The 25194-nt window shown below is 44.7% G+C and carries 21 protein-coding genes; 11 read left to right on the plus strand and 10 right to left on the minus strand.

What is annotated here, in order from left to right; genetic code table 11:
• Entirely contained in the window at nucleotides 1–2109 is a 2109-nt protein-coding gene (locus tag AC23P2_RS20795) for a M56 family metallopeptidase (protein WP_487774982.1), read from the plus strand.
• Between the two features lie 83 nt (nucleotides 2110–2192).
• Nucleotides 2193–3866: an amidohydrolase gene (locus tag AC23P2_RS20800; protein WP_487774983.1), complete on the plus strand. Its 1674-nt coding sequence runs from the start codon at nucleotides 2193–2195 to the stop codon at nucleotides 3864–3866.
• Nucleotides 3867–4023: 157 nt separating this feature from the next.
• Here the strand turns inward: AC23P2_RS20800 and AC23P2_RS20805 are convergent, their stop codons facing one another.
• Together AC23P2_RS20805 and AC23P2_RS20810 are read right to left on the minus strand one after the other, a co-directional pair.
• The gene (locus AC23P2_RS20805) at nucleotides 4024–4863 is read right to left on the minus strand and encodes a CvfB family protein (RefSeq protein ID WP_487774984.1); all 840 of its coding nucleotides are present in this window, start codon (nucleotides 4861–4863) and stop codon (nucleotides 4024–4026) included.
• A gap of 407 nt (nucleotides 4864–5270) precedes the next feature.
• Entirely contained in the window at nucleotides 5271–5945 is a 675-nt protein-coding gene (locus AC23P2_RS20810) for a peptidoglycan DD-metalloendopeptidase family protein (protein WP_487774985.1), read from the minus strand.
• A 106-nt stretch (nucleotides 5946–6051) separates the two neighbouring features.
• Between AC23P2_RS20810 and AC23P2_RS20815 the strand changes: the two genes are divergently transcribed.
• The 3 genes from AC23P2_RS20815 to AC23P2_RS20825 all read left to right on the plus strand — a co-directional run bounded on the left by AC23P2_RS20815 (nucleotide 6052) and on the right by AC23P2_RS20825 (nucleotide 11521).
• A complete protein-coding gene (locus AC23P2_RS20815; protein ID WP_487774986.1) occupies nucleotides 6052–6687 on the plus strand; it encodes a 3-keto-disaccharide hydrolase in 636 nt (211 codons plus the stop codon).
• 73 nt (nucleotides 6688–6760) lie between these two features.
• Nucleotides 6761–8698, plus strand: coding sequence for a putative porin (locus AC23P2_RS20820; RefSeq protein WP_487774987.1), 1938 nt, complete (start codon nucleotides 6761–6763; stop codon nucleotides 8696–8698).
• 141 nt (nucleotides 8699–8839) lie between these two features.
• Nucleotides 8840–11521: a TonB-dependent receptor gene (locus AC23P2_RS20825; protein ID WP_487774988.1), complete on the plus strand. Its 2682-nt coding sequence runs from the start codon at nucleotides 8840–8842 to the stop codon at nucleotides 11519–11521.
• A 169-nt stretch (nucleotides 11522–11690) separates the two neighbouring features.
• On the opposite strand, the gene AC23P2_RS20830 is transcribed toward AC23P2_RS20825, so the two are convergent.
• The 3 genes from AC23P2_RS20830 to AC23P2_RS20840 all read right to left on the minus strand — a co-directional run bounded on the left by AC23P2_RS20830 (nucleotide 11691) and on the right by AC23P2_RS20840 (nucleotide 15790).
• Nucleotides 11691–12551 (minus strand): dienelactone hydrolase family protein, encoded by an 861-nt coding sequence (locus AC23P2_RS20830; RefSeq protein WP_487774989.1) that lies wholly within the window; start codon nucleotides 12549–12551, stop codon nucleotides 11691–11693.
• Between the two features lie 173 nt (nucleotides 12552–12724).
• Entirely contained in the window at nucleotides 12725–15190 is a 2466-nt protein-coding gene (gene topA / locus AC23P2_RS20835) for a type I DNA topoisomerase (RefSeq protein ID WP_487774990.1), read from the minus strand.
• A 162-nt stretch (nucleotides 15191–15352) separates the two neighbouring features.
• Complete coding sequence (locus AC23P2_RS20840; RefSeq protein WP_028526256.1) at nucleotides 15353–15790, minus strand: MarR family winged helix-turn-helix transcriptional regulator; 438 nt, start codon at nucleotides 15788–15790, stop codon at nucleotides 15353–15355.
• Between the two features lie 176 nt (nucleotides 15791–15966).
• On the opposite strand from AC23P2_RS20840, the gene AC23P2_RS20845 reads away from it, so the two are divergent.
• Nucleotides 15967–17241, plus strand: a complete 1275-nt coding sequence (locus AC23P2_RS20845) for an OmpA family protein (RefSeq protein WP_487774991.1) — start codon at nucleotides 15967–15969, stop codon at nucleotides 17239–17241.
• 37 nt (nucleotides 17242–17278) lie between these two features.
• Here the strand turns inward: AC23P2_RS20845 and AC23P2_RS20850 are convergent, their stop codons facing one another.
• Nucleotides 17279–18058, minus strand: a complete 780-nt coding sequence (locus AC23P2_RS20850) for an O-methyltransferase (protein WP_487774992.1) — start codon at nucleotides 18056–18058, stop codon at nucleotides 17279–17281.
• Nucleotides 18059–18115: 57 nt separating this feature from the next.
• Nucleotides 18116–18502 (minus strand): Co2+/Mg2+ efflux protein ApaG, encoded by a 387-nt coding sequence (gene apaG, locus AC23P2_RS20855; protein ID WP_487774993.1) that lies wholly within the window; start codon nucleotides 18500–18502, stop codon nucleotides 18116–18118.
• An 84-nt stretch (nucleotides 18503–18586) separates the two neighbouring features.
• Between apaG and ung the strand changes: the two genes are divergently transcribed.
• A complete protein-coding gene (ung, locus tag AC23P2_RS20860) occupies nucleotides 18587–19252 on the plus strand; it encodes a uracil-DNA glycosylase (RefSeq protein WP_487774994.1) in 666 nt (221 codons plus the stop codon).
• Between the two features lie 39 nt (nucleotides 19253–19291).
• On the opposite strand, the gene AC23P2_RS20865 is transcribed toward ung, so the two are convergent.
• Entirely contained in the window at nucleotides 19292–20023 is a 732-nt protein-coding gene (locus tag AC23P2_RS20865; protein ID WP_487774995.1) for an MlaE family ABC transporter permease, read from the minus strand.
• Nucleotides 20024–20108: 85 nt separating this feature from the next.
• The gene (gene pdhA / locus AC23P2_RS20870) at nucleotides 20109–21128 is read right to left on the minus strand and encodes a pyruvate dehydrogenase (acetyl-transferring) E1 component subunit alpha (RefSeq protein WP_487774996.1); all 1020 of its coding nucleotides are present in this window, start codon (nucleotides 21126–21128) and stop codon (nucleotides 20109–20111) included.
• A gap of 95 nt (nucleotides 21129–21223) precedes the next feature.
• On the opposite strand from pdhA, the gene recF reads away from it, so the two are divergent.
• The 4 genes from recF to AC23P2_RS20890 all read left to right on the plus strand — a co-directional run bounded on the left by recF (nucleotide 21224) and on the right by AC23P2_RS20890 (nucleotide 23362).
• Nucleotides 21224–22330 carry a DNA replication/repair protein RecF gene (gene recF, locus AC23P2_RS20875; RefSeq protein WP_487774997.1) on the plus strand — a complete coding sequence of 369 codons (1107 nt, stop codon included), beginning with the start codon at nucleotides 21224–21226 and terminating at the stop codon, nucleotides 22328–22330.
• A gap of 128 nt (nucleotides 22331–22458) precedes the next feature.
• Complete coding sequence (locus tag AC23P2_RS20880) at nucleotides 22459–22695, plus strand: hypothetical protein (protein WP_487774998.1); 237 nt, start codon at nucleotides 22459–22461, stop codon at nucleotides 22693–22695.
• Nucleotides 22692–23105, plus strand: coding sequence for a putative toxin-antitoxin system toxin component, PIN family (locus AC23P2_RS20885; protein ID WP_487774999.1), 414 nt, complete (start codon nucleotides 22692–22694; stop codon nucleotides 23103–23105). Before AC23P2_RS20880 ends, AC23P2_RS20885 begins: the two co-directional genes overlap by 4 nt.
• A gap of 32 nt (nucleotides 23106–23137) precedes the next feature.
• On the plus strand, nucleotides 23138–23362 hold the full coding sequence (locus tag AC23P2_RS20890; RefSeq protein ID WP_122929281.1) for a VF530 family protein: 225 nt from the start codon (nucleotides 23138–23140) through the stop codon (nucleotides 23360–23362).
• Nucleotides 23363–23379: 17 nt separating this feature from the next.
• Here AC23P2_RS20890 and AC23P2_RS20895 read toward each other — a convergent pair whose 3' ends face one another.
• The gene (locus tag AC23P2_RS20895; RefSeq protein WP_487775000.1) at nucleotides 23380–25161 is read right to left on the minus strand and encodes an ABC transporter ATP-binding protein; all 1782 of its coding nucleotides are present in this window, start codon (nucleotides 25159–25161) and stop codon (nucleotides 23380–23382) included.
• Nucleotides 25162–25194 lie beyond the last annotated feature (33 nt).

Here is a 25194-nt window from a genome sequence, read left to right on the forward strand (position 1 = left end):
ATGCTACTCTTGCTCTATTTGCTCAAAGTGTCGGCCTGTTTGGGGCTGTTTTATGGGTTGTACTATTTTCTATTCCGACGATTTACCTTTCATCGTCTCAATCGGATTTACCTGCTGCTGACTTTAGGGTTGAGCTTTATGATTCCGTGGGTAGAAATAGAGCAAAAGCGAATCGTAGAGGTCATTCCCGTAGCGGAAGAACCTGTCACTTCACCAGAAAGTGAGGTTTTTGAGCAAAGCACCCAATCGTTGGTTGAAGAATCTAGTCAACTGATTAACAGTAAATTAAGAGAGGTGGAGTCTATCCCTGAAAAGAAGGATTGGTTAGCGATGCTTACGTGGGAACAAGGGAGTATAGGGGGGTACGTTATGGGTCTTTTGGTATCCTTGTTGGCATTAGCACGACGACTTTGGGAAATAGTACGTTTGAGCAGAAAACGACAAAACGCCTCCCACAAAGACTGGGTAGAAGTGTCGGAATCATTTACGGCGGCCTCGTTTTTCGGGATTATTTTTATGAATTCAGAAGCATTGAGCGACGAAGAAGCCCAACAAGTGTTGTTGCATGAACAAACCCATGCTCGGCTATTTCATTCAGTAGATGTGCTGCTGATTGAGCTCTGCAAAGTGATTTTATGGTTCAATCCCGTAGTGTATTTTTATAAAAAATCACTTTCCGAAATTCATGAATATGAGGTAGATGAACAGTTAGCGGCTCGCATTGATGCCAAAACCTACGCTCATTTGATTTTGAAATTGGCGACCCAATCTTCGCATCCGCTGATCCATTCTTTTGGAAAACATCCTGTCACAAATCGTATTCATTTTTTATTTCAAAAACCAACTTCTGCCATGAAAAAACTATTGTATGCTTTTGGATTACCGCTGGGAGTAGCGGGAGTTTTGGCCTTTGCGCCGCGTAAAGAAGTGCTTGTGTACAACGAAAAGCCTGAAGCGCCCAAAAAGGTAAAAGAAATGCCTGTGAAAGCGTACCCTTTGAGGGGATATGACAAGAATTTAGCTGCGGAACGGACTGAAGCGATGAAAAAACATGGGCGTTTAACCCCTTTTGCTCCTCAAGAAACGTCTCAAAAAGAAACGCTTCCTGATGAAAATTCATTTGAAGAATTTAACAAGATTGTGCAAGAGATGCGCTCAAAGGATATGTTCTTCAAACGAGCTGAGATTACATCAAAAGCAGATGGGCCAAAAGAAATGTTGGTTTTTGCCCGAGGTGGTGAGGGCACAGCAGCAACAGGTTTGGTAGTGGGAATGGGCAAATTCCCGATTTATTATTTGGATGGTATAAAGGTGCAAGAGGATGTGGTAAAGTCGCTGAAGCCATCGCACATAAAAAAAGTAGATATACTTGAGCCTGAGTATAATAGATATTCTGCGTTTGTAAAGAAACACAAACTAGAAGTGAAAAATGAAAAAATTGTGTGGATAGAGAGAAAGGCGTTTGATTTCAAAAAAGTGCCAGCTCCTAAGCTTGATAAGAAACTATCGCTTCGCTCAGGAGGGCCTGCAGATATCATACGTACTTTTTTACCAGCAAATGAATTGGGCGAAAATCCGTTAGTTTTTATCAATGGAGAAGAATTTCCAGCAAGTGTCCTGACGCGCGTTGATCCAAGTAAATTTGGGATGACTTACACAGTAAAACCTAATGATTCTAAAGCCATTTTAAAATACGGAATTCGGGCAGTGGACGGAGTGGTGGATATAAAGACGATTGATGATTGCTTTTTCAAAACGGAACAAGAACGAATGTTGGCTGTAGAAAACATAAGAAAAATATTGAATACGACGAATAAACGATTGAGCAAGCGTTTTCTTAAAAACAATGAGGGCAATGAAGTGATGATGATTGTCGTGCGAGGTTTTGTGTATAATCAACCATTTTTTTCGGGTTTTGAAAAAAATGCTAGGCTGATTTATATGTTGGACGGCAGACCCGTGCAGGAGGAAGAAATCAATCGTTACGAAGGTAAATTTTACTCAGCGGTTTCGTGGAAAAAAAGTGACCGTAAATCCAAATTTGAAGAACAATACGCGACGCTTATTGAAGGATACGACGGGGGAATTGCACTAAAAACAACCCGCTAAAAATTACTTTTAAGGGCAAAATAGGCCAAAATGAGCGTTTTTTCCTACATTTGGGTAAGTTACACTTTTTCTTAACCCAAACTATGAAAAAAACGCTCTACACCGCACTGCTTTTGGTGGGATTAGGCATGGCTAGTTTTGCCCAATCCAAAAAAGCGCCCAAACTCACCCCCGAACAGGCTCGCCTCGAAAAACTCAAACAAGAAGCCGTCTCAGGCGTTGAAAAACGGGCTGAATTGGGACAACAAATCAACGACATGCTGTTTAGCTTCTCTGAATTAGGATTTCAGGAGGTCGAAAGTGCGCGTTATTTGACCGAACTGCTTCAAAAAAATGGCTTCACCATCGAGCGGGGTATTGCCAATATGCCCACGGCTTGGCTGGCCAAATGGGGCAGTGGTAAGCCCATCATCGCCATCGGCTCGGACGTGGACTGCATTCCCAAAGCCTCCCAAAAACCTGGGGTAGCTTATCAAGATCCCATCGTGGTAGGGGCACCAGGTCACGGTGAGGGGCACAACTCGGGGCAAGCGCTCAATATCATTTCGGCGTTGGCTGTGAAAGAAATCATGGAACGTGAGAAAATCCCAGGCACGTTGGTGTTGTGGCCTGGCGTAGCCGAAGAATTGGTAGGAGCGAAGGCATTTTATGTGCGTGATGGTTATTTCAAAGACGTTGATGCCTGTATTTTTACCCACGTGGCCAACAATTTGGGCGTTTCTTACGGCGATGCAGGCAACAATGGTTTGGTGTCGGTTCGTTTCAATTTTGAAGGGGCGGCTGCCCATGCCGCAGGTGCGCCTTGGCGTGGCCGTAGTGCCTTGGATGCGGTTGAATTGATGAACATAGGATGGAACTTTCGTCGTGAGCACTTGGAAGTAACGCAGCGTTCGCATTATGTCATTCCAGATGGTGGCGACCAGCCCAACGTTGTGCCATCTAAAGCGGCGGTTTGGTATTATTTCCGCGAGCGTTCTTATCCTAAAATCAAAAAGCTGTTTGACATTGGCGTGAAAATCGCGGAAGGTGCGGCTTTGATGACCGATACGAAGTTTACCTACGAAATTTTGGGGTCGGCTTGGCCTGGGCACTTCAATAAGCCAATTGCAGAAGCGATGTACCAAAACATCAAAAAAGTAGGATTACCTACGTGGTCGGAAGAAGATCAAATGTTGGCAAAAGCATCCCAAAAAGAACTTGAAGCACCGAAAATTTCAGGATTGGCCACAAAACTCGACACGTTGAGTTTGCCTGCGGATTCGCCTACGCGGATGATGGGTGGACAGGCCATGTCGGTGGGAGGTGGCTCCGACGACATTGCGGATATTTCGTGGTCGTTGCCAACCATCGTGCTGCGTTACCCTTCCAATATTCCTGGGCTTCCAGGTCACCACTGGTCGAACGCCATTTCAATGGCGACGCCGATTGCGCACAAAGGCGTAGTGTACGGTGCCAAAGCCGAAGCAATGACCTTGATTGATATGTTGCTGAAACCCGAAATTATCAAAGAAGCGTGGGAGTATTACCGCAACGAACAAACCAAAGATCAGAAGTATGAGCCGTTGATTTCGCCCAAAGAAGTACCTGCGGTGTATTTGAATCGCAACATCATGGAGAAGTTCAAACCAGAGTTGTCGAAGTATTATTATGACCCTACCAAGTACAAGACGTATTTGGAACAATTAGGCATCAAATACCCCACGTTGCGCGACGATCAGAAGGAAGATTTGAAAAAAATGAAAGAAAGTGAAAAATAATTGAAAACGATTCCAACCTTTTCCTCAGTTGGTGCGTCTTTAGAACGGTAGCTACCTATTAACGCTGATATTCCCGTTTGAATATAAAGACATCTATTGGGGTAAACAATAGAAATTAGTGAAAAAGAGCGTGACCTATGGCCACGCTCTTTTTGCTTTACAGTAAGTACATTCCGTCGTCTTTCAATTCAATCTTTCGCTCTTTTAAAAGCGCTCCTACGGCTTTTTTGAAGTCTTTTTTCGACATTCCAAAGGTTTTATAAATCAGTTCAGGAGCTGATTTGTCCGTAAAAGGCAAAAATCCTTGGGCTTCTTGGAGCATACTGTACAAATCATTTTTACTGCCTTCGATACGGCCATACGACTGCTCCACGAGGGCTAAATCAATTTTTTGGTCTTCCCTAATTTTTTTGATGTAGCCTACAACGGGTTTTCCTAATTCGATGTTTTTGAAAACCTCGTCACGGTACAAAACCCCCAAATGCCGCTGATTGATGAGTGCTTTGATGCCCATGTCGGTGTATTCGTAGGGAACAAGATCCACTTGCATCCCTTCCGAAAGGGCTGAGATGTCTTCCTCCAAAAAGCGTTCAATCTTGGCTGAACCCACTATACGGTCGGTTTTGGTATCGAGGTGGATAAAAATCAAGAAACTTTTACCCACGAGCATGTTATCCCGTTGTTGTTTGAACGGAATAAAAAGGTCTTTAGGAAGTCCCCAATCCATAAAAACGCCCAATGATGTAACCATTGTGACCGTCAAATAGGCAAATTCGCCCACTGTTCCGTAAGGGTCAAGGGTAGTCCCAATGACGCGGTCTTCGGAGTCGCGATAGATGAAGACGTCCAAAAAATCCCCGATTTCTATGTCGGCAGGGACGTACTGTTTAGGAACCAAAATCTCATCTTCAAATCCATCGAGATAAATCCCAAAATCCAACTGCTTAATAACTTTCAAGCGGTTGTACTGTCCCATTCGCAAACGACGATTGCTCATATTTATAGTTACTTTTTCTAGTTTCTGTTATCATTTTGAGGAATCTAAGGCTATAGACCCCTCCTAACGTCGGGGTGACAAAAGCATTCGTCGGGTTGTGAGCAACCCTCTTCACAACAGCAATTCTCCCCACATTATTCCGAGGAATCTAGGGCTAAGCCGTCACAGACCCCTCCTAACGTCGGGGTGACAAAAGCATTCGTCGGGTTGTGAGCAACCCTCTTCACGATAGCAACCCTCCCCACATTCATCATTTTGAGGAATCTAAGGCTATAGACCCCTCCTAACGTCGGGGTGACAAAAGTATTCGTCGGGTTGTGAGCAACCCTCTTCACATTAGCAACCCTCTCCACGAGAGCAATTTTCCCCACATTCGACATTCTACCTTCTGCACTCGACATTCCCTATTACAGTTCTTCGATTTTCAAAATAAGATTCGGATTGGGGCAAAGTTGCAAAAACTTTTGCCGTTCACCCAATGTACAAACCCCAGGGAAGTCGCCTTTGAGCCCCAGCATGTCGGTCATAAGCTGGAAGTGTAGGTGCGGAGGCCAGTCGCCGTTAATAGGGTAATTGCCAAAACTCGCAAAACGTTCACCCTCTTCAATGACCTTGCCTTCATACAGCCCTCGCAACGACTCTTCGCTGAGGTGGCCGTACAACGAATAGAAAGTCGTTCCTTCAAGTTGATGTTCCAAAATAATTGTTGGGCCATAGTCACCAAAGTTATCATTATTGGCAAAACTATGCACTTTCCCGTCAAGCGGGGCAAAAACAGGGGTGCCCACCGATGCCCAAATGTCAATTCCTAGGTGAATACAACGTGGTTCGTCGGTTTGTTGGAAATGCGCACTGCGGCGGTAGATTGTACGGTGTTCGTTGTAGCCACCTACCCCTACAACGACTTTGGCTTGTTGCAGCTTTCCAAAAACATAGTCCGAAAACGTCTCGCTCGACTGTAAATCAAGCGTGGCTAGGTCGGGGTTGTTATCCGTAAAATCAAGCACAAGGTAATTGCCTTTCGACCACTGAAAAGGAACTACAGGTGCAAAGTCATGACGAAGAAGTAGTTGCTCAATCAAAACAAGTTAAAATTACGATGGTTGACAAAAAGAATTGACACAACAAAAGTAGTAATAACCCCTCGACATCCTTATACAGTTTTAAACCTTTATATCCATAACACAGATGAAAAAAACGTTGAGTCTCGTTGCGCTTCTTATCTGGGCGACGGTTGGATTTGCCCAAAAAGTAAAAACAGGAAAATGGATTTCACTCTTTGATGGTAAATCGTTGGCAGGCTGGAAAGTAGGAGAAAATGCTGCTTCGTTTAAAGTCGAAGATGGTGCTATCGTGGTCAATGGCCCACGCGGGCATTTGTTTTACGATGGCGAAATCAACGGCCACGACTTCAAAAATTTTGAATACAAAGCCCAAGTGATGACCTTCCCAAGTGCCAATTCGGGTATGTACATTCACACTAAATACCAAGAAAAAGGTTGGCCTTCAAAGGGGTACGAAATACAGGTAAACAACTCGCACACCGACTGGCGCCGTACGGGAAGTGTTTATGGCGTGCAAGATTTGAAAGATGTGTTTGTCAACGACAACGAATGGTACACCGAGCACATCATTGTGGAAGGCAAGCGTATTCGGGTCAAAATCAATGACAAAACCGTGATTGACTATACCGAGCCTGAGGAAGTAGGGCAGAAAATTACGGAAGGACGTAAACTTAGCAGCGGTACTTTTGCCCTCCAAGCCCACGACCCCAAAAGCAAAGTGATGTACAAAGACATCATGGTAAAGATACTGCCAGATTAATTTTTGATTGGTTAAATTTTCTTAAATCCTTTTTGAAAACGCATTGAGCAGAAACTTATGCTAACTTTGCGGTGTGAAAAAGTGGTTATTCATCATCGTTTGTAGCATTTGGTCGGTAGTAAGCTACGGCCAAATTCGTATGCCAGGAAACGGGTCGTTTGGCGGCGGCGGGGGAGGTGGCTTAGGTCAAGGTGGACAAGTCAAACTCGACGATTCGACCAAAATGATTTATGGGCCGCATACGTCGCGCTATTTTTTGGAAGAAGATGTCTTCAACAATCGTAAGACGCTCTATGCCATAGACACGTCTTACGACGGTTTTCATCGCTATAATTTCGTCCAGCGGGCTGATTTTCAGCTGGTCGATTTGGGAAATTTGGGAACGGCTTCTCGTTCCCTCTTTTACCGTCCTATTGAGCAGATTGGGACGCAGTTTGGGTACGAAGCGTACACGCCCTACGCTTATGCTGTTCAGGATGTTAAGTATTTTGATACGAAGTCGCCCTACACCAATCTGTATTTAGCACTGGGTGGCTTAGGGCAAAATATCGCCCGTTTTGACCACAGCCAAAACATCACGCCTCGCCTCAATTTGGGCATCAACGCCCAGCGTTTTACCACCAACAAGTACTTCGGCACCAGTGGGACCAGCGATTCCCAAAACAACTTGACGCAAAACTGGGCCTTTGTGTTTCATGGAAATTATCGTTCCAAAGATGAGAAATATCTGCTAATGGGGCAGTTTAACCACTTGAACCACAGCGCATACGAGCAAGGGGGTATGTCGTCGGATACACTGAATTTTCGGTCGGATGGGACGATAGAATACAACAACCCTTCGGCAATTTTAAAGACCGCTCAATCGTGGGAACGCCGTAACAATTGGCATATTTACCAGCAATATGTATTGGCGCAAGGTTTTCAGGTATATCATGTGTTTGATTATAAAAGGACGATAGATCAGTACGTTGATGCCGACCTGTCACAAGCTCAAGCCAATAATTTTTACCCCAATTATTACTATAGCAATACAAATACGCTCCAAAAGGTGCGGTTTAGGTTGTTTGAAAATAAGTTTGGTATCAAGGGGCGCTATCAAGGGTTCAACTATCGGGCGCATTATCGTCAGCGAATTTTGTCAATGAATGGCACGTACAACTTGGCGGATTCGACGAACGCAACGTACAAGTTAAATCGCTTTGAAAACTTTGTAGGGCTTTGGTTAGCGTATTACCTAAAAGACAGTACACAGCGCGCTACGGCAGAATTTGAGTATTCGTTGGGGCGTGATTTTAAAATAAAAGGTGAGATTATCAGTAAGTGGTTTACGGCGGGCTATTATTCGGTGTTTTCATCGCCGACGATGCTTCAATTGTTGTACACCAGTAATCACTTAAAATGGGAAAATACGTCGAGATTAGTCAATTCTAACAACATTTATGGTCAACTTAACGTAGCGGCTAAAAAAGTACGGTTTAGCCCCCGACTAGACTACCACCTTATTACCAATTATTTTTATTATGACACGGCGGCTGTAGCGCGACAATTTACGTCGCCTTTTAGCGTCGTCAGGGTAGGGGCATTGGCCGAATGGAAACCTCGGAAGTTTCAGTTTTTAACCCAAACCTACTACACGTTAGTCTCCAACGACGATATTCTACGGATTCCTCGTTTTGTAGCCAATTTTAGAGCCACCTTTGACTTTGTTTACTACAAAGTTCTCTTCTTGCAGCTAGGTGCAGAACTGCACTATAAATCAGCTTATTATGCGGATACATACATGCCGCTGACGCAGCAATTCCATCTTCAAAACTCAACAAAAGCGGAAGGTGTGGTTTACACTGAATTTTTTGTGAATGCACGTATTAATCGTGTGCGTTTATTTCTCAAAATGGCCAACGCGGGCCAAGGCTTCCAAGGGCCTTTTAATCCGGGCTATTTTTCTACTCCTCTTTATCCAGTTGTGGGGCGCTCTTTGGGCTTTGGTCTCAATTGGCCGCTATTTGACTAATAGTTCGTCTATAATTTACCCCCATTTAGTCGTCCAGACCTTGCATTTGGTCGTTTTTCTCTGAATACTAACAGAGAGTCAGCAACATTTGTACTTGAATTATTGTCTAAGAGATAGACAAGACTTTTTATAAATACAACAATGAAGAGAATATTTTACATTCTAACAGCCGTTTTAGGTATGAATTACGCCGCTTCTGCTCAGTTCCCAGGAGGAGGAGGCTTTGGTGGTGGTGGTATGGGAAGAGGAGGGGATCGCAACGGTTCAATGGGAGGAATGAATCAACAACAGAAAGCGTTGCCTGATCTTCCTAGAGGGAACGGCCGTATCTCAGGAATTGTGGTTGACTCAGTATCAGGCAAGCCAGTAGAATATGCTACTGTGGCCATTTTTGATGTAAAGTCAGGAAAGCCTGTCGATGGAACAGTAACGGACGTGAAAGGTGCATTTTTATTAAAGAGTGTGCCCGATGGTGATTTTAAATTTGTGGTAAGTTTTATCGGTTACAAAAACACCGAAGTTGCTAAATTGACCATTGGTAAAGGTCAAAAAGAGCAAAATTTAGGTAACGTAAGCCTTCCACCAGATGTACTTACCCTGACCGAAGTAACGGTAAAAGGTGAAAAAGCCCTTATTGAAGACAAAGTGGATCGCTTGGTCTATAATGCCGAAAAAGATATTTCTAACGCAGGTGGTGACGCTGGAGACGTACTTCGTAAAGTGCCGATGCTTTCGGTGGACTTGGACGGAAACGTGTCGATGCGTGGAAGCCAAAACATTCGCGTGCTCATCAATGGCAAGCCTTCGACCATCGTTGCCAATAGCGTGGCAGATGCGTTGAAGATGATTCCTTCGGACCAAATCAAAACGATTGAAGTAATCACGTCGCCTTCAGCAAAATACGACGCGGAAGGTTCGGCGGGGATTATCAACATCATTACCAAGAAAAATAACCTCCAAGGAATCACAGGGTCGATTGATATGGCAGGTGGTAACCGTTCAAGTAACTTGTTTGGAAACATCAACTTACGTACCAAGAAATTGGGGGTTGGCCTCAATGCAGGTGGACGTATGATGTACCCGCCAACGGGTGGTTATATCGACATCAGCCGCCAGCTGGCCAGTGGTGAAACACTTCGCACACGTCAAGAAAATAACGGACAACAGTTGGGCGGTTTTGGAAACATTCAGTTGAGCTTAGACTACTCGATTGATGCTAAAAATAGCCTTACGTTTAGTGCTCGCAATAGCCGTCGTGCGTTTAACCTTGATAACAATCAGCAGTCGTATAGCTTTATCAATAGTGTAAAAACGCCAACGTTTGGGAATGAAATTAATACCAAGAATTTAGGGAACAACTTAGACCTTAACTTGGACTATACACGCAAGTTTGAGAAAGAAGGAAAAGAGTTTAGTGTTTTGGCACAGTTTAGCCAAAATGCGGGTGACAATAGCTACACGCGTGACTTGTATCAAGGATTGTCAGTCGGAGAAATCACTTACCGCGAAAGCAATCCCAACAAGAGCAAGACGCAGGAGCGCACGGTACAGATTGACTACCAAGACCCGTTGAGCCAATACGTACAAGTTGAAACGGGGGCAAAGATGATTTTGCGCCACATTGAAAGTGATTTCCGCTTTAACTACGACAGCACGGGAACAGGCATATTGAAAGCCAATCCGCTTCGTACCAACGTATTTAGCTACGACCAAAATGTGTACTCAGGTTATTTGTCTTTCTTGTTCCAAACCAAAAACAAGTGGGGTTTCAAACCTGGTCTTCGTTATGAATACACGCAGCTAGCGGCCAAGTACCAAGATGCGCCTGAAACAGATTTACCTGATTTTGGCTCATTGATTCCAAGCTTGACGGTATCGAAAAGCTTGAGAGGAGGAAAAACAATTCGTTTTAGCTACAACCGCCGTATTCAGCGTCCTTCGATTCAGTTCTTGAATCCAAACGTTTCACAAAGTGATCCATTCAATATCTCGTTTGGTAATCCGAACTTGAATCCTGAATATACCAACAACTTTGAAGTGAACTTGAGTACGTTCTTCAAAACAACGACTTTGAACTTCTCAGCTTATACCCGTATGACTGATAACTCGATTGAGACGGTGCGTTACCGTGGTGGACAAGAGTTGTTTAACCAATTGACATTGGCACAAGGTGTAAGCACTGGAACGGTAGTTGTGAACAATAACTCTCTGTTAACGACTTTCCAAAACATCGGAAGCAACCGTGCATATGGACTTAACGTTTTTGCGATGGTAAAACCAGCCCGTGGATTGACCATCAATGGTAACTTCGATGTGCGTTATATCATGTTGAACAGCCCTGCGTTGGGTATCAGTAACCAAAACTGGACGTTCAATTTATTCGGACAAGTACAGTACCAATTGGGTAAAGATTGGAGCGCTCAGTTGTTCGGATTTGGTCGTGCCCGTGAAATCCAATTGCAAGGTACGCAAGGTGGATTTATGGGGTATAGCTTCAATATCTTGAAAGAATTTAAAAAGAAACAAGCAAGCCTTGGCTTTGGTGCTGAGAACTTCTTGCAAAATGCCTTCAAACAGCGTACTAATTTAAGCAGCAGCACACCGGGTAACGTATTTACTCAGGAGCAAGTCAACTACATGTACAACCGTGGTTTCCGTATTACGTTCCGCAAGCGTTTTGGTAAGATGTCTTTTGATGGCAACTTCTTCCAACGTAAAAAGAGCGTAAACAATGATGATGCAAAACAAGGTGGTGACAACTCAAACGACAGTGGCGGTGGCCAAGGTGGTGGAGGCGGCATGGGTGGACGCCGTGGTGGTTAGGACAGCTTTTTGATTATATCCATATCGTTAGAAAAAAGCCCCTACCGAGCAATCGGAGGGGCTTTTGCTTGTGATAGAGGAGGTTGTGAGCAACCTCCTCCACTGTGCGGGAGGTTGCTCACAACCTCCTATCAACCTTCTGTGGCAGAGATTTTTATTTTGCCAGTATTTACTTCAATTTTTTGTTAAACAACCCAATCGTCCGTTCCCAAGCTTGTTTGGCCACGGCCTCATTGTAGCGCGTTGGCGCTGTATCGTTGTTGAAAGCGTGTTGGGCACCTTCATACACAAAAATCTGGTAATCGGTACCTGCTTTTTTGAGGGCTTCTTCGTAGGCAGGAATCCCCGCATTAACGCGCTCATCGAGGCCACCGTAGTGGAGCATCAACGACGCCTTGATTTTAGGGACATCGGCGGCGTCGGCTTGGCGGCCGTAGTACGCGACCGCAGCGTTGAGTGAGGGCACGTTTACGGCAAGCTGATTGGCCATGGCACCGCCCCAACAGAACCCAACACAGCCAGTTTTGCCCGTACAATCGGCGCGCCCTTTTAAGTAATCAAAAGCTTTGATGAAATTACTGAGGTTTTTCTTGGCATCAAGTTGGCCAAAAAACGACCTCGCTTTTTCGTCGTCTCCGTTGGGAGTTCCTCCAAAAGGTGAAAGGGCATCGGGAGCAAGGGCAATAAAGCCTGCCAAAGCCACGCGGCGAGCGACATCTTCGATGTGAGGGTTAAGTCCACGGTTTTCGTGAATGACCACCACCGCAGGGTATTTGCCAGTTCCCACTGGGCGAGCTAAGTAACCCTTCATTTGGGTTTCTTCTCCTGGATAAGTGATGTACTCGGTCGTAAGGCGCTCATCGTTGCGTTTGACCGTCATTGCGTTGGCATAATTGACTTCCAAAAGCGGTAAAACGGCCATGGCGGCGGCGGTGCTGCCCGTGAGCGAAGTAAGACGTTGGAAGAAATCTTCGCGCTTGAGGGGCTTGTGGGTGTACTCGTCGAAGAGGTTAATAATGCGTTGATCCATGATGGTAAGTAGTTTAGTAATGGGTGTTGATTGTGAGTAAGTTAATAACACAGTTTGGGGGGAAAACTACTTGGTTTTTTGGGGATTTAAAAATAGTTATGGAAGAATTTGTGCATAAAAAAGGGCGGTTATGAGTAACCGCCCGCACTTTTTTAAACCTACCTAAACTCGCCCTAGCTACCTGCCAATTTCAAGCAGTCTTCCAAGGTGAGGGAAGCAGGGTCTGTATCTTTGGGTATTTTGATGTTACGTTTTCCAACGGCAATATAAGGGCCGTAAGGGCCACGGAGCACCTTTACTGTTGTATTTTCAGGAAATTCTTTGATGACTTTATTGCTTTCGGCTTCCCGCTTTTTCTGGATGATTTCCAGTGCTTCTTCGCGGGTAAGACGTTGTAAACTAGCACCTTTAGGCAACGAATAATATTTATCATCGTGCTTGATAAACGGCCCGTATCGCCCAGTGCCAGTGGTCATCGGTTTGCCTTCCAACTCGCCAAGCCCTTCGCCTTCGTTGGCAAGGTCGCCGCGTTTGAGCTTAATGGCCATCACACACGCCTCTTCGCCTACGGTATAAGGGTCGTCGTTGCGGTCGAGCGAATAAAACTTATCATCATGCTTTACGTAAGGCCCATATTTACCCACGCCTACAATCATCGGTTTGTCTTCAAAGAACCCAACTTCGCGTGGTAAGGCAAAGAGTTCGAGTGCTTCTTCGAGCGAAATAGTTTCTACCAACTGTCCTTTTTTGAGGTTGGCGTATTGCGGTTTGGGCTCACCTTCGATATTTTCTCCAATCTGAACGTATGGGCCAAATTTACCGATACGTGCCGAAACAGGTTTTCCACTCTTAGGGTCGATTCCTAGGTCGTGAACTGTATTTTTCTTAACGATGTTCGAGCCTTCAACATCCCCGATTTTTTGGTGAAAACCTTGGTAGAAACCATCAATCATTTGTTGCCACGACAGTTTACCTTCGGCAATTTCGTCAAACTCTTTTTCGACATTGGCCGTAAAAGAAAAATCAACGACATCGGGGAACAAGTCCACCAAAAAATCATTCACCACCATGCCTGTGTTGGTGGGGAAAAGTTTTGATTTTTCAGCCCCAAACGTCTCTTTACCTTTGGTTTCGGTAAGTTGGTCATTGCGGAGCGAAAGCTCATTATACTCGCGTTCTTGTCCTTTTTTGTCTTGCTTTACCACGTATTCGCGGCGAATGATGGTCGAAAGCGTAGGCGCATAGGTTGATGGTCGCCCAATACCCATTTCTTCGAGTTGCTTCACCAAACTCGCTTCCGTATAGCGTGGTTTTGGACGTGAAAACTTCTCTGTTGCTTTAAGGATATTTAAGGCCAACACCTGCCCAATGTTGAGCGGAGGAAGCATTCCTTTGGTATCTTCTTCCTCATCGTCTTTCGATTCGAGATATACCTTTAAGAAACCGTCAAATTTAATGACTTCTCCTTGGGCTACGAGTTCTTCTGAGGCAGTCGAAATGCCAATGGTAGCAATCGTACGTTCCAGCTGCGCATCAGACATTTGAGACGCAATGGCACGTTTCCAAATCAGCTCATACAAGCGTTGTTCGTTGCGGTCGCTACTGGCTTTTAGCTCTCCAAAATTGGTCGGACGAATGGCTTCGTGGGCTTCTTGTGCCGATTCCGATTTGGTTTTGAAAACCCGTTGCTGGTGATATTTGTCGCCGTATTCGGTCGTAATTTGGTCTTTTGCTTTTTGGAGGGCCTCTTCCGATAAGTTGGTAGAGTCTGTACGCATGTACGAGATTTTACCTGCTTCGTAAAGTTTTTGAGCTACCGTCATGGTTTGAGCCACCGAAAAACTCAACTTACGCGAAGCCTCTTGTTGTAAGGTAGAGGTGGTAAATGGCGGAGCAGGTGATTTTTTTGCAGGTTTAACTTCCAAGTTACGGATGCTAAACGTGGCTCCTTTACATTTTTCCAAAAAAGCGCGTGCTTGGGCTTCGGTTTCAAAGTTTTTAGGAAGTTCGGCTTCCAATACTTTGCCCCCTGCCAAATCGAAACGTGCCGTTACTTTATAGGTGGACTTTGATTCGTGCGCTTCTACTTCTCGCTCGCGTTCTACGATAAGGCGTACCGCCACCGACTGCACCCGCCCTGCTGAGAGCGCGCTGTTGTTGCCGATTTTGATTTTACGCCACAAGACAGGCGAAAGCTCATAACCCACCAGGCGGTCGAGGATTCGACGGGCCTGCTGGGCGTTAACCAAATCCATGTCTATCGCACGTGGACTCTGAATCGCTTTTTGTAGGGCGGTTTTGGTAATTTCCCTAAAAACAATCCGCTTGGTGCCATCAGACAAGCCTAATGCTTCTTTGAGGTGCCACGAAATGGCTTCTCCTTCACGGTCGTCGTCGGTAGCGAGCCATACTTCTTCGGAAGACTTGGCGAGCTTTTTCAACTCGTTGATAACTTTGGTTTTATCAGGCGATACTTCGTAGAGGGGTTGGAAACCATTTTTGACATCTACCCCTAAATCTTTATCGGGTAAGTCACGCACGTGCCCAAAGCTGGACTTGACGGTGAAGTCTTTTCCGAGGTATCCTTCAATGGTTTTGGCCTTAGCCGGCGACTCTACTATTACTAAGTTTTTTGACATGGAGGGTGTGTTTGGTCCCAATTCTGCCTTCAAATATAGGAGGGTTTTGTGTAAAAAATATCAAATCCTTATTTTGAGCAGACGATTTAAGGGGTTAAACAGGTACTAACTGGTAATAAATAATGCTAGAATAGGGGATTTTTTCGACTAAAAGGCGCACTTTTAGTCGCTGAAATTTTGATAAATCGAGTCCATAATCCGAACAAAATGCCCGTAATCTTCCTCGCTGAGCTGTCCCCAGCCTTGCCGACGTATCTCTTTGACTACAGGCAATACCGTTTCAAAGGTCTTTTGGCCTTCGGGTTTTAAATAAATATTAAATTTCCGACGGTCTTCTTCCGACATGCGCCGTTCGACCAAATCTTTTTTAACGAGCAAATCCAGAATACGAGTAACGGTGGGGGCATCTTTGGTGGTAAGCTCGGCAAGGGTGTTTTGGCTGATTCCCTCGTTACGAGCTACATGGTCAATAAGTACCCATTGGTCCACGGTCAGGTCAAAGCCAGCTTCATTAAAACGCTTTTGTAGGACGTTCCTGATTTTTTTAATGGTGGTGTCAATTTTAAAAAAATAAGCACGGGAATCAGATGGGTGAGTCATTTTTATCGTTTACTATAGACCTAGAAACACAAGTTGGCTTACTAACTATTGATTTGCAAAATAAAACAAGAATATCTGACTATCAAATCGTAAGCCATGATAGACGGTAATTTGCTACTAAAACCGTGCTAAAAAACTGTTTGATGAACAAAAAATAAGCCCGATATTTGGCCTGTATGAAGACGATGTTGCTTTTAGTGGGGGTGTGTGTAGGAGAAGCATGGGGCTCATTTGCTCTCCCAACCCGTTATTTTACCAAAAAAGAGGAGGTTTCGGTGACCGTTGCTGATACGGCCAAACCTAAGAAGACCAAAGAAACGGTCGTAAAATCGACGTTGGACAATAGCAAAGGGGAGTTAAAGGTTAGGGATGCTCAGATTGTTGATTCAGAAAAGCAGTCGGGATTAATCAAGGTCACCTTTGCGATTCGAGATGTGGAAACAAATGCGCTGCTTACACGGGTTAAATTGAGAACCAAAGATGCCAAAACTGGCCAGGAGTTTGAGCCTAAATTTAATAGCGCCGATAAAAATTTTTCCATCAATGTCTTGCCCAATACCGTCGTTAGCATCTACGTGACGGCCAAAGGATATACCGAGGCTTCGGCCAATATCAACGACATCAAACACGACCGAGTGTTGGGGTTTGAGCTTCAGAAAATAAAGCCATCAGTGCTGAAAATTAGGGTGTTAGACAAAGCGACTGACCGTCCCATTATCGGAAGTATTCTCAATGTACGTACCAAAAGCAATAATGACGTTGAGTTTATGGCCCTAAAAGATGGTTTTACTGAACTGACCTACGATGCCGAAGAGCAACTGGAAGTGGAAGCGTCGGCCAAAGGATTCACTCCTGATACCAAAAAAATAACGATAGAAACAGCCCTTACTGGTAAATCGTACGAACTAACTTACCGATTGGATAAAACGGCCGTAGCTGCTGCTCCTGCACCACCTGCGCCAACTCCTACGCCACCACCTGCGGTAGCGGCCACGCCACCCCCTGCTGCTCCTAAGGCTACTGCTGTGACCAACGAACCGCCTAGAACGTCCGTATTTTCTAAAGAACCACCCAAACCACCAGCACCTTCGCCTTTCAGCGAGTTGGTCAAAGGGAAGGTAATTACGCTCAATAATATTTATTTTGACCAAAGTAGCCCCGTGCTACGCCCCGAGTCGGCACCACAGTTGGATGAATTGGTGTCGATTTTGCAAAAAAATCCAACGGCACGAATCGAAATACGTGGTCATACCGATAATGCTGGTGACTTTGATTTGAACGTCAAACTTTCACGTGAGCGTTGTCAGGCAGTGGTAGAATATTTAAAAACAAAGGGCATCAGTGCCGACCGCCTCGAAAGCCGAGGCCGAGGACCGCTTGACCCAATTGCCCCCAATACGTCGGAAGAAAATCGCAAAAGGAACCGCCGAGTAGAGTTTGTCGCGCTTTAGAATGCTATTTGCAAACTTGCCTTTTGCCCATTTGTTTTTACTTCCAAAAAGGCCAACGAAGCAAGAAATGCTGTTTTGGTTGTTGTTGCCGAAAAAACACCAAGCCTACCGCAAACAGGTCGATGGTCGCTGAAACGGAAGGGTGGGCTTTGATATATTCCCATGCTTGTTCCATTTCGGGTGACCAGTGAATGTCGTCAAAAACAAAGAGGCTGTCGTTGTGTGCTTTGGTCAGGCATGTTTCAAAGTATCTTATTGTAGGTTCGTAGCGATGATTGGCATCAAAAAACACAAAATCAAGGCGTTGGGCGTCTTCAACGGCTTTGGGAAGTGTCTCGTCCAAGTTACCAACGACCGTTTCGATAGGTAATGGTTGTTGAGGAGACAAGGCACGGTTAGCCCAGGTCTTAAAATTTTGTTGCGCAACGCTTGCCGTTTCGGGGCAGCCTTCAAAGGTGGTAATTTGGGCTGAAAGATTGGCTTGCGCCATATATAGAGTGGTAAGGCCAAGTGACGTGCCTAAATCAAAAATAGAATTATACTCAAAACGCTGAATGAGGCGATAGAACAACCGCGCCAATCGCGCCGATTTTTTAGAATGCTGGGCGATGTCTTTTACTTGTCGGGTAGAGGAAGTATTGACCCGAGAACCTGCGCCATAATCAGTGATTTGGAGGGTTTCTTGGCTGTGAAGCATCGTTTGGCGAATGGCTTCAATGGCCTCAAACGAAGGGGGGTGGATGTCTTTTTTTATCGTATTGAGGTATAAGTCAAATACAAACGGAGAATGAAGTCCGTGCTCGTCTTGAGCTTTCAAAAAGTAGTTGAAAAGCGAACGTAATTGCAAAATAGTGTGATCAGGTAAGAAGTTTTTTTAATTCAAACGATAGGGCGCAATCATGGTAAATTCGGGAATGGCAACGTTAAACTGCTTTCCATCCACGAGGCGCTCCATGAGATAAGTGCCTACCATTTTGCCAATGCTGGTACGAAGATTACAGCCTGATACGTATTCGTGAATTTCTCCTGGTTCGAGCGTGGGTTGTTGACCCACTACGCCTTCCCCCTCTACTTCTCGAATAGTGCCATTGGAATCAAAAATATGCCAATGCCTGCGTAGAAGCTGAACCGTATGCTCGCTGTGGTTTTCGATGGTAATGCGATACGTAAACACAAAATGGGCTTGCGTAGGGCTCGAATACTCGGGCTGATACTGCGTCATGACGCTTACTCTTACACCTTCTGTTATCGCTGATGTCATGGTTGTTTGATACTTTCCTAACTTTGTAACCAAAATTAGGTCGTTGTAGTTGAAAAACCAATAGTTGACGCAAAAATTAGAAAAATGGACGTTAAAATCGACGCTTCGTGGAAAGCTCATTTGCAATCAGAATTTGAGCAACCGTATTTTACTGATTTGGTGGCATTTGTACGAGAAGAATACCAAACCCAAAAAGTCTATCCGCCTGGAAAACTGATGTTTAATGCTTTTGACAAATGTCCGTTTGACCAAACGAAAGTAGTGATTTTGGGACAAGACCCTTACCACGGGCGCGGGCAAGCCAATGGGTTGTGCTTTTCAGTTAATGACGGTGTTACCAAACCTCCATCGCTCATCAATATTTTCAAAGAAATTCAGGAAGACCTCGGGCAACCGTTTCCAGCATCGGGCAATTTGGAACGTTGGGCTGAGCAAGGGGTATTGCTGCTCAATTCGACGCTGACTGTACGAGAGGCAAGCCCAGGTTCGCACCAAGGGCGCGGCTGGGAGCGTTTTACGGATGCCGTCATTAAATGTATTAACGACGAAAAAGAAGGGGTTGTGTTTATGCTTTGGGGGCGATATGCGCAGGATAAAGGCAAGATAATTGACCCCAAACGTCATTTTGTGTTGAAAGCCAAACACCCGTCGCCAATGTCGGCCAACAGCGGAGGCTGGTTTGGTACCAAGCACTTTAGCCAAGCCAATAATTACCTTCGTGGGCGAGGACTGGAAGAAATCGTTTGGTAAATGAGGAAAAAGGTTGGGTTGTGCGCAACCCAACATACCCTACAAAAGCAAAAGCTGCGCCAGTAGATAATCGGCAATCAAAACCGCAATACAACTGTTGGTCACAGCGGCGGTAGAGGCTTGACCTACTTCGAGTGCTCCACCTTGGGTAAAAAAGCCTTTGAAAGAAGAAATAGATGTAATCAAAAAGGCAAAAAAGACCGATTTAATGATGGCAAAAGGAATGTTGAACGTACGGAAATCGAAACGTAAACCGCGAATATAATCTTCGGGGGTAATTACGCCCGTTGCGACGCCTGCCACGTATCCTCCAAAGATGGAGAGAAAACCCGAAAGGATGACCAACATGGGAAACATGACGATGGCCGCTACGATTTTGGGGAGTACTAGATACGAAATAGAATTGATTCCCATCACTTCAAGGGCGTCGATTTGCTCAGTAATACGCATTGTACCAAGCCCTCCTGCAATGTGAGAGCCTACTTTTCCTGAAAGCACAACGCATGTAATGGTAGGGGCAAATTCCAAAATACTGCTATCGCGCACAATGAGCGAAATGATGTAGTTGGGAACGAAAGGACTGACCAAGTTGTCGGCCGTTTGGACGCAGGTCACAGCACCCAAAAATGTTGCGACAATTGAAACAATAAAGACGGAGTTGATGCCAATCTCAATACATTCGTCGAGTACCAACTTCGAATATACCCGAAACTTCTCACGGTTTCGTAGCAAAGACCCCAAAAAAATAAAATACCTTCCTAACGTTTTCATGGTTTTTGAGACAGTCGATAGTTTATGGTCGATAGTCCACAGTAATTTTACTATCGACCATCGACCATCGACTGTGGACTATCGGCTAATCAACAATAAACGGATAATCAGGTTCTACGTACATATCCGTAAAGATTTCAGATGGATCTGGCCACGGAGACTCTTCCGCGAATTTCACAGATTCTTCCACGATTTGTTTGATTTTGGCATCAATCGCAGCAAGTTCTTCTTCCGTTGCGATGCCATTTGTCAAAATGCGGTCTTTCGTCATTTCGATTGGGTCACGCTTTTTGTACTCCTCTACCTCCTCTTTGGTACGGTATTTTTGAGGGTCAGACATAGAGTGACCACGGTAACGGTACGTTTTGAATTCGAGGAAAGTAGGGCCATCGCCACGGCGAGCGCGCTCTGCAGCACGGCTAACGGCATCGTGTACGGCTTCTACATCCATGCCATCCACGGGTTCTGATGGCATATCGTAACCTTCGCCAATGGTATATAGATCGGTCACGTTAGAAGTACGATTGACTGACGTACCCATTGCGTATCCGTTGTTTTCAACGACGAAAATTACGGGGAGTTTCCACGTCATTGCCATGTTAAACGCTTCGTGTAGTGCACCTTGGCGAACGGCTCCGTCACCAAAAAAGCACATACAAAGGTTTGAGGTCTTGTTGTATTTTTCCGCAAAAGCAATACCAGCACCTAGTGGAATTTGCGCTCCTACGATACCATGGCCGCCAATAAAATTACGCTCTTTGTCAAAAATGTGCATTGAGCCACCTTTTCCTTTGGTGGTACCCGTTGCTTTTCCGTACAACTCGGCCATGACGGCTTTAGGTTCTGTACCTAGCGCCAATGGGAAGCCGTGGTCGCGGTAAGCTGTAATCCACTTGTCGTCTTTGGTAAGGGCACTGACACTTCCTGAAGAGCAGGCTTCCTGACCAATATAAAGGTGACAAAAACCACGTATTTTTTGTTGCCCATAGAGTTGTCCTGCTTTTTCTTCAAACTTACGTTGAAGCAACATCGACTCATACCAATACATGTATCTCTCTTTGGGATGGGTTATTTTAGCTGGGGTTGCTTTGGTTTTGGTTGCCATTTTTTACAATAAATAAGGTTTTCTGGTCAAACAATGAACGGTGAACTGTTGACTGTTCTATCTTTGCCACGCGAAATTAAGCATAAAACTATTCAATGCCACAGCTATACCTAGAAAAACTCCAACTTATGGGATTTAAAAACTACGAGGAGGGACGTTTTGAGTTTAGTCGTTCCCTTAACTGTATCGTGGGGGAAAACGGTAGTGGCAAAACCAACTTGCTGGATGCTATTTATTGGTTGGGGCTGACCAAAAGCGCGTTTCAGGTGCAAGATGCTTTTAGTATTCAGCACGAAGCTGATTTTATGATGGTGGATGGGTTATTCTGGAAAGATCATAAAACCACGCAAATTACGTGTAGTTTGCAACGTGGACAGAGAAAGGTAATTTTGTCAGATAAAAAGCCCTATGAGCGTATCAGCGACCACATTGGGCTGTATCCCGTGGTGTTGGTAGCGCCTAATGATACTGATTTAGTCCGCGACGGGAGCGAAGAACGACGCCGTTTTTTTGACGGGGTATTGTCGCAGCTTGATCAGCACTATCTCCAAGATTTGCTTCAATACAATAAATTATTGGCGCAGCGAAACGGGGTTTTGAAGCTATTTTACGACCGCCGCTACGTGGATGATGACTTGCTAGATACTTACGACGAGCCACTCGTTGCCCTCGCTAATCGAATTTTTGAGCGCCGTCAGCGATTTTTAGAGGGTTTTGAACCTTTGGTGCAGCATTATTATTCGTTTTTGGGAGAGGGGCGAGAGGCGGTAACGATTAAGTATGAATCAGAAGTTGAAAACCTCGATTTTCGTGATCATTTTCGGGAGCACAGAACGCGCGATTTGAACGCTCAAAGGACAATCATGGGCATCCATAAAGATGATTTTGGGTTTGAAATGGACGGGGTAGCACTGCGGAAATTTGGTTCCCAAGGACAACAAAAGTCGTTTGTATTGGCTTTAAAATTGGCGCAATTTGATCTTATTGCCATTGAAAAAGAAATGAAGCCGTTGTTGTTGCTCGATGATGTTTTTGATAAACTCGACGACCGTCGCATTCAAAAGCTGATTCACCTCATTGAAAAAGATACCTTTGGGCAAGTTTTTTTGACCGATGCCCGTCCTGACCGAACGCGTGAATTGTTGAAAGATACCGCAATGGAAGTGCGTTATTTTGTGTCAGATGCTACGACTAAGCAGTGATTTTATGAGCTAAGAGTCATTTGAAGAAATGAAATAAAAGTTTGTTACCTTTGCCTATGTGGGATAATCATTTTAGTCATGATTGCGTGGTTAAATTAGTATCTATTCTCAGAATAAAATAAGTTGTTATGCAATCTCAAACATTGGATACTCAATTGAGTAATTTACAATTAGAATTACTCAAGTTATATTCTCGAAATATTTCAGAGGCGGATTTAGCTGAGATAAGAGAGTTGTTATCTCAATTTTTTGCAAAAAAAGCCACTCGCTTAGCTGACATCGCTTGGGACGAGAAGGGACTGACTGCTGAATCTATCTCAAAGGAACATCAACGACTTCCTTACAAAAACCGACCAATAGAATGAAGCGATACGTTCTTGACACAAACGTACTTGTTGCCTCTATCTCTAGTCGCTCACCACACCATTGGATATGGCAAACTTTGATATACGAAAAGGGATTTCAATTATGTGTAACCACTGAGATTTTGCAAGAGTATGAAGAAGTGCTACAAAGGTTCTACGGGAAAGAAGTGGCTGAAACGGTGCTTGAGGCGCTAGAAATGCTTCCTAATATTGCCTTTATCATACGGTATTATGCTTGGAATCTAATTAAGGAGGATCCTGATGACAACAAATTTGTTGATTGTGCGATAGCTGGCCAAGCAGAGTTAATTGTTTCAGAAGACAAACATTTCAATGTGTTAAAATCATATCCATTTCCTAAAGTACTTGTTGTTAGAATTGCTGAATTTAAAGAAATACTGGCAAAGTAAGCACTTTTGGAACGGACTTAAAGTTGATAAGTATGAATAATCCGCAAGCCAATAATCCCTTACACGGCATTACGCTCGAAATGATGTTGCATCATTTGGTAGCACATTATGGATGGGAAACCATGGCCGAATACGTCAACATTCGTTGTTTTCAATTTGACCCAAGTATCAAATCAAGCCTAGCATTCCTCCGTAAAACTCCGTGGGCTAGGCAAAAAGTAGAAACACTCTATTTGATGAGTTTGGACGAGAAGTAAGCAAGGTTTGGCGTGTTTTACACTTCTTCGCCTTGCAACTGCTTGTCGTATAGTTCTTTATAAGGGCCGTTTCGTTCGAGAAGCTCGGTGTGCGTACCTTGTTCGATGATTTCGCCGTCGTTTAAGACCACGATGAAATCGGCGAGTTTGGCTGACGATACACGGTGAGAAATAATCACCGAGGTGCGGTCCTGCATTATACGTTGGAGGTTGCTCAAAATCGTGTTTTCGGTTTGCGTATCTACGGCAGAAAGGCAATCGTCCAAAATCAAAATTTTAGGGTCTCGGGCAATGGCGCGCGCAATCGAAAGTCGCTGTTTTTGACCTCCTGACAGCGTGATGCCGCGCTCACCCACCTTCGTATCAAAACCTTCGGGGAAATCAATGATATTGGCGTACAAATCAGCGTCTTTGGCTGCTTGTTCAATTTTAGAAAATGGCAAGCCCGTTGTTCCAAACGCTACGTTTTGAGCAATAGAATCTGAAAACAAAAACACGTCTTGAGGCACGTAGCCCGTTTGGCTTCGGAGCGATTGAAGGTTATACTCTTTGAGAGGAACACCATCGACCAAAATTTGCCCTTCGGTAGGGTCGTACAAGCGCGTAAGAAGGCTGGCTACGGTACTTTTTCCCGAACCTGTTGTTCCCAAAATAGCCACCGTTTCCCCCGCTTTCACGCTTAGATTAAATTCCTTGATGGCTTTGATACCCGTGTCGGGATAAACAAACGAAACGTTGTCAAAACGGATGGCGCCTTGGATATCGCGTACTGTATTTTTCTCTGAGACAATATCGGTTTTGGTGGTCAAAAACTCATTGATACGTACCTGCGACGCCGCCGCTCGTTGGGTTTGGCTGGTTGTCCAGCCGAGCGCCATCACAGGCCATGTCAACATACTTACGTACAAAATAAACTCAGTGATGTTGCCAGGGGTGAGCCGTCCTGCCATGATTTCCTGCCCACCAATATAGACTACGAGAATGTTACTCAAACCTACTAAGACGACAATAAACGGATAAAACAGCGAATCGACGAGCGTTAATCCAAGCGATTTGTTGCGATAGTCGTTACTTTGATTAATAAAATGGCGAAGTTGTTCCCGCTCCCGAACGAAGGCTTTGACAACGCGTATTCCCGAAAAAGATTCTTGTACAAATGTAGAAACCGACGACAATTGGGCTTGCAGCGCTTCCGACCTTTTCATGATGATGTTGTTGACATAATAAATACTCAACGACAAGACGGGGAGAGGGAGCAACACATAAAAAGTCAGTTTGGCGTTGACCGATACCATGTAGCTAATCACCAAAATAAACAGCGTTATGAGATTGATGCCGTACATTATTGACGGCCCTACGTACATCCGCACCTTGCTGACATCTTCCGAAATCCGCGCCATGAGGTCGCCTGTGTTGTGGCGTCGATAAAAACTCAGCGGTAGGGTTTGGTAATGCGTATAAATCTCGTTCTTCAAATCGAATTCGATGTTCCGCGACATCACAATGAGTGTTTGCCGCACCATAAATAAGAAAACTCCTTTCAGTAGCGCCATGGTCAAAATCAGCAGGCCGTATAATAGAATACTGAAGGCAAAAATGTCGTAAAAACTGGACTGAATTTTGGAGCCTTCAAACAAAAAATAGACGTCGAGGGTATCTTTTACCAAGTCGAGGGCATAGCGTACCAATTGGGCGGGAATGATGCCAAAAAGGTTGGAAATAATGGTGAAAAGTGTTCCAAGAATAAGGTACCACTTATATTTGACGAGGTATTTGTTGAGGTGGGCAAGTGCTTTCAAAGGCGCGCGAATTGGTTACGTTTGCTGTTTGGT

The organism is Runella sp. R0.1_18, from assembly GCF_057652155.1.

What these genes read in the sequence shown, in the direction of transcription:
- recF (WP_487774997.1), top strand. Translation starts at nt 21,224, where the DNA reads ATGCCACAGCTATACCTAGAAAAACTCCAACTTATGGGATTTAAAAAC.
- AC23P2_RS20865 (WP_487774995.1), bottom strand. Translation starts at nt 20,023, where the DNA reads ATGAAAACGTTAGGAAGGTATTTTATTTTTTTGGGGTCTTTGCTACGA.
- AC23P2_RS20815 (WP_487774986.1), top strand. Translation starts at nt 6,052, where the DNA reads ATGAAAAAAACGTTGAGTCTCGTTGCGCTTCTTATCTGGGCGACGGTT.
- AC23P2_RS20885 (WP_487774999.1), top strand. Translation starts at nt 22,692, where the DNA reads ATGAAGCGATACGTTCTTGACACAAACGTACTTGTTGCCTCTATCTCT.
- AC23P2_RS20805 (WP_487774984.1), bottom strand. Translation starts at nt 4,863, where the DNA reads ATGAGCAATCGTCGTTTGCGAATGGGACAGTACAACCGCTTGAAAGTT.
- AC23P2_RS20825 (WP_487774988.1), top strand. Translation starts at nt 8,840, where the DNA reads ATGAAGAGAATATTTTACATTCTAACAGCCGTTTTAGGTATGAATTAC.
- AC23P2_RS20795 (WP_487774982.1), top strand. Translation starts at nt 1, where the DNA reads ATGCTACTCTTGCTCTATTTGCTCAAAGTGTCGGCCTGTTTGGGGCTG.
- AC23P2_RS20840 (WP_028526256.1), bottom strand. Translation starts at nt 15,790, where the DNA reads ATGACTCACCCATCTGATTCCCGTGCTTATTTTTTTAAAATTGACACC.
- ung (WP_487774994.1), top strand. Translation starts at nt 18,587, where the DNA reads ATGGACGTTAAAATCGACGCTTCGTGGAAAGCTCATTTGCAATCAGAA.
- topA (WP_487774990.1), bottom strand. Translation starts at nt 15,190, where the DNA reads ATGTCAAAAAACTTAGTAATAGTAGAGTCGCCGGCTAAGGCCAAAACC.
- AC23P2_RS20845 (WP_487774991.1), top strand. Translation starts at nt 15,967, where the DNA reads ATGAAGACGATGTTGCTTTTAGTGGGGGTGTGTGTAGGAGAAGCATGG.
- AC23P2_RS20800 (WP_487774983.1), top strand. Translation starts at nt 2,193, where the DNA reads ATGAAAAAAACGCTCTACACCGCACTGCTTTTGGTGGGATTAGGCATG.
- AC23P2_RS20890 (WP_122929281.1), top strand. Translation starts at nt 23,138, where the DNA reads ATGAATAATCCGCAAGCCAATAATCCCTTACACGGCATTACGCTCGAA.
- AC23P2_RS20880 (WP_487774998.1), top strand. Translation starts at nt 22,459, where the DNA reads ATGCAATCTCAAACATTGGATACTCAATTGAGTAATTTACAATTAGAA.
- pdhA (WP_487774996.1), bottom strand. Translation starts at nt 21,128, where the DNA reads ATGGCAACCAAAACCAAAGCAACCCCAGCTAAAATAACCCATCCCAAA.
- apaG (WP_487774993.1), bottom strand. Translation starts at nt 18,502, where the DNA reads ATGACATCAGCGATAACAGAAGGTGTAAGAGTAAGCGTCATGACGCAG.
- AC23P2_RS20830 (WP_487774989.1), bottom strand. Translation starts at nt 12,551, where the DNA reads ATGGATCAACGCATTATTAACCTCTTCGACGAGTACACCCACAAGCCC.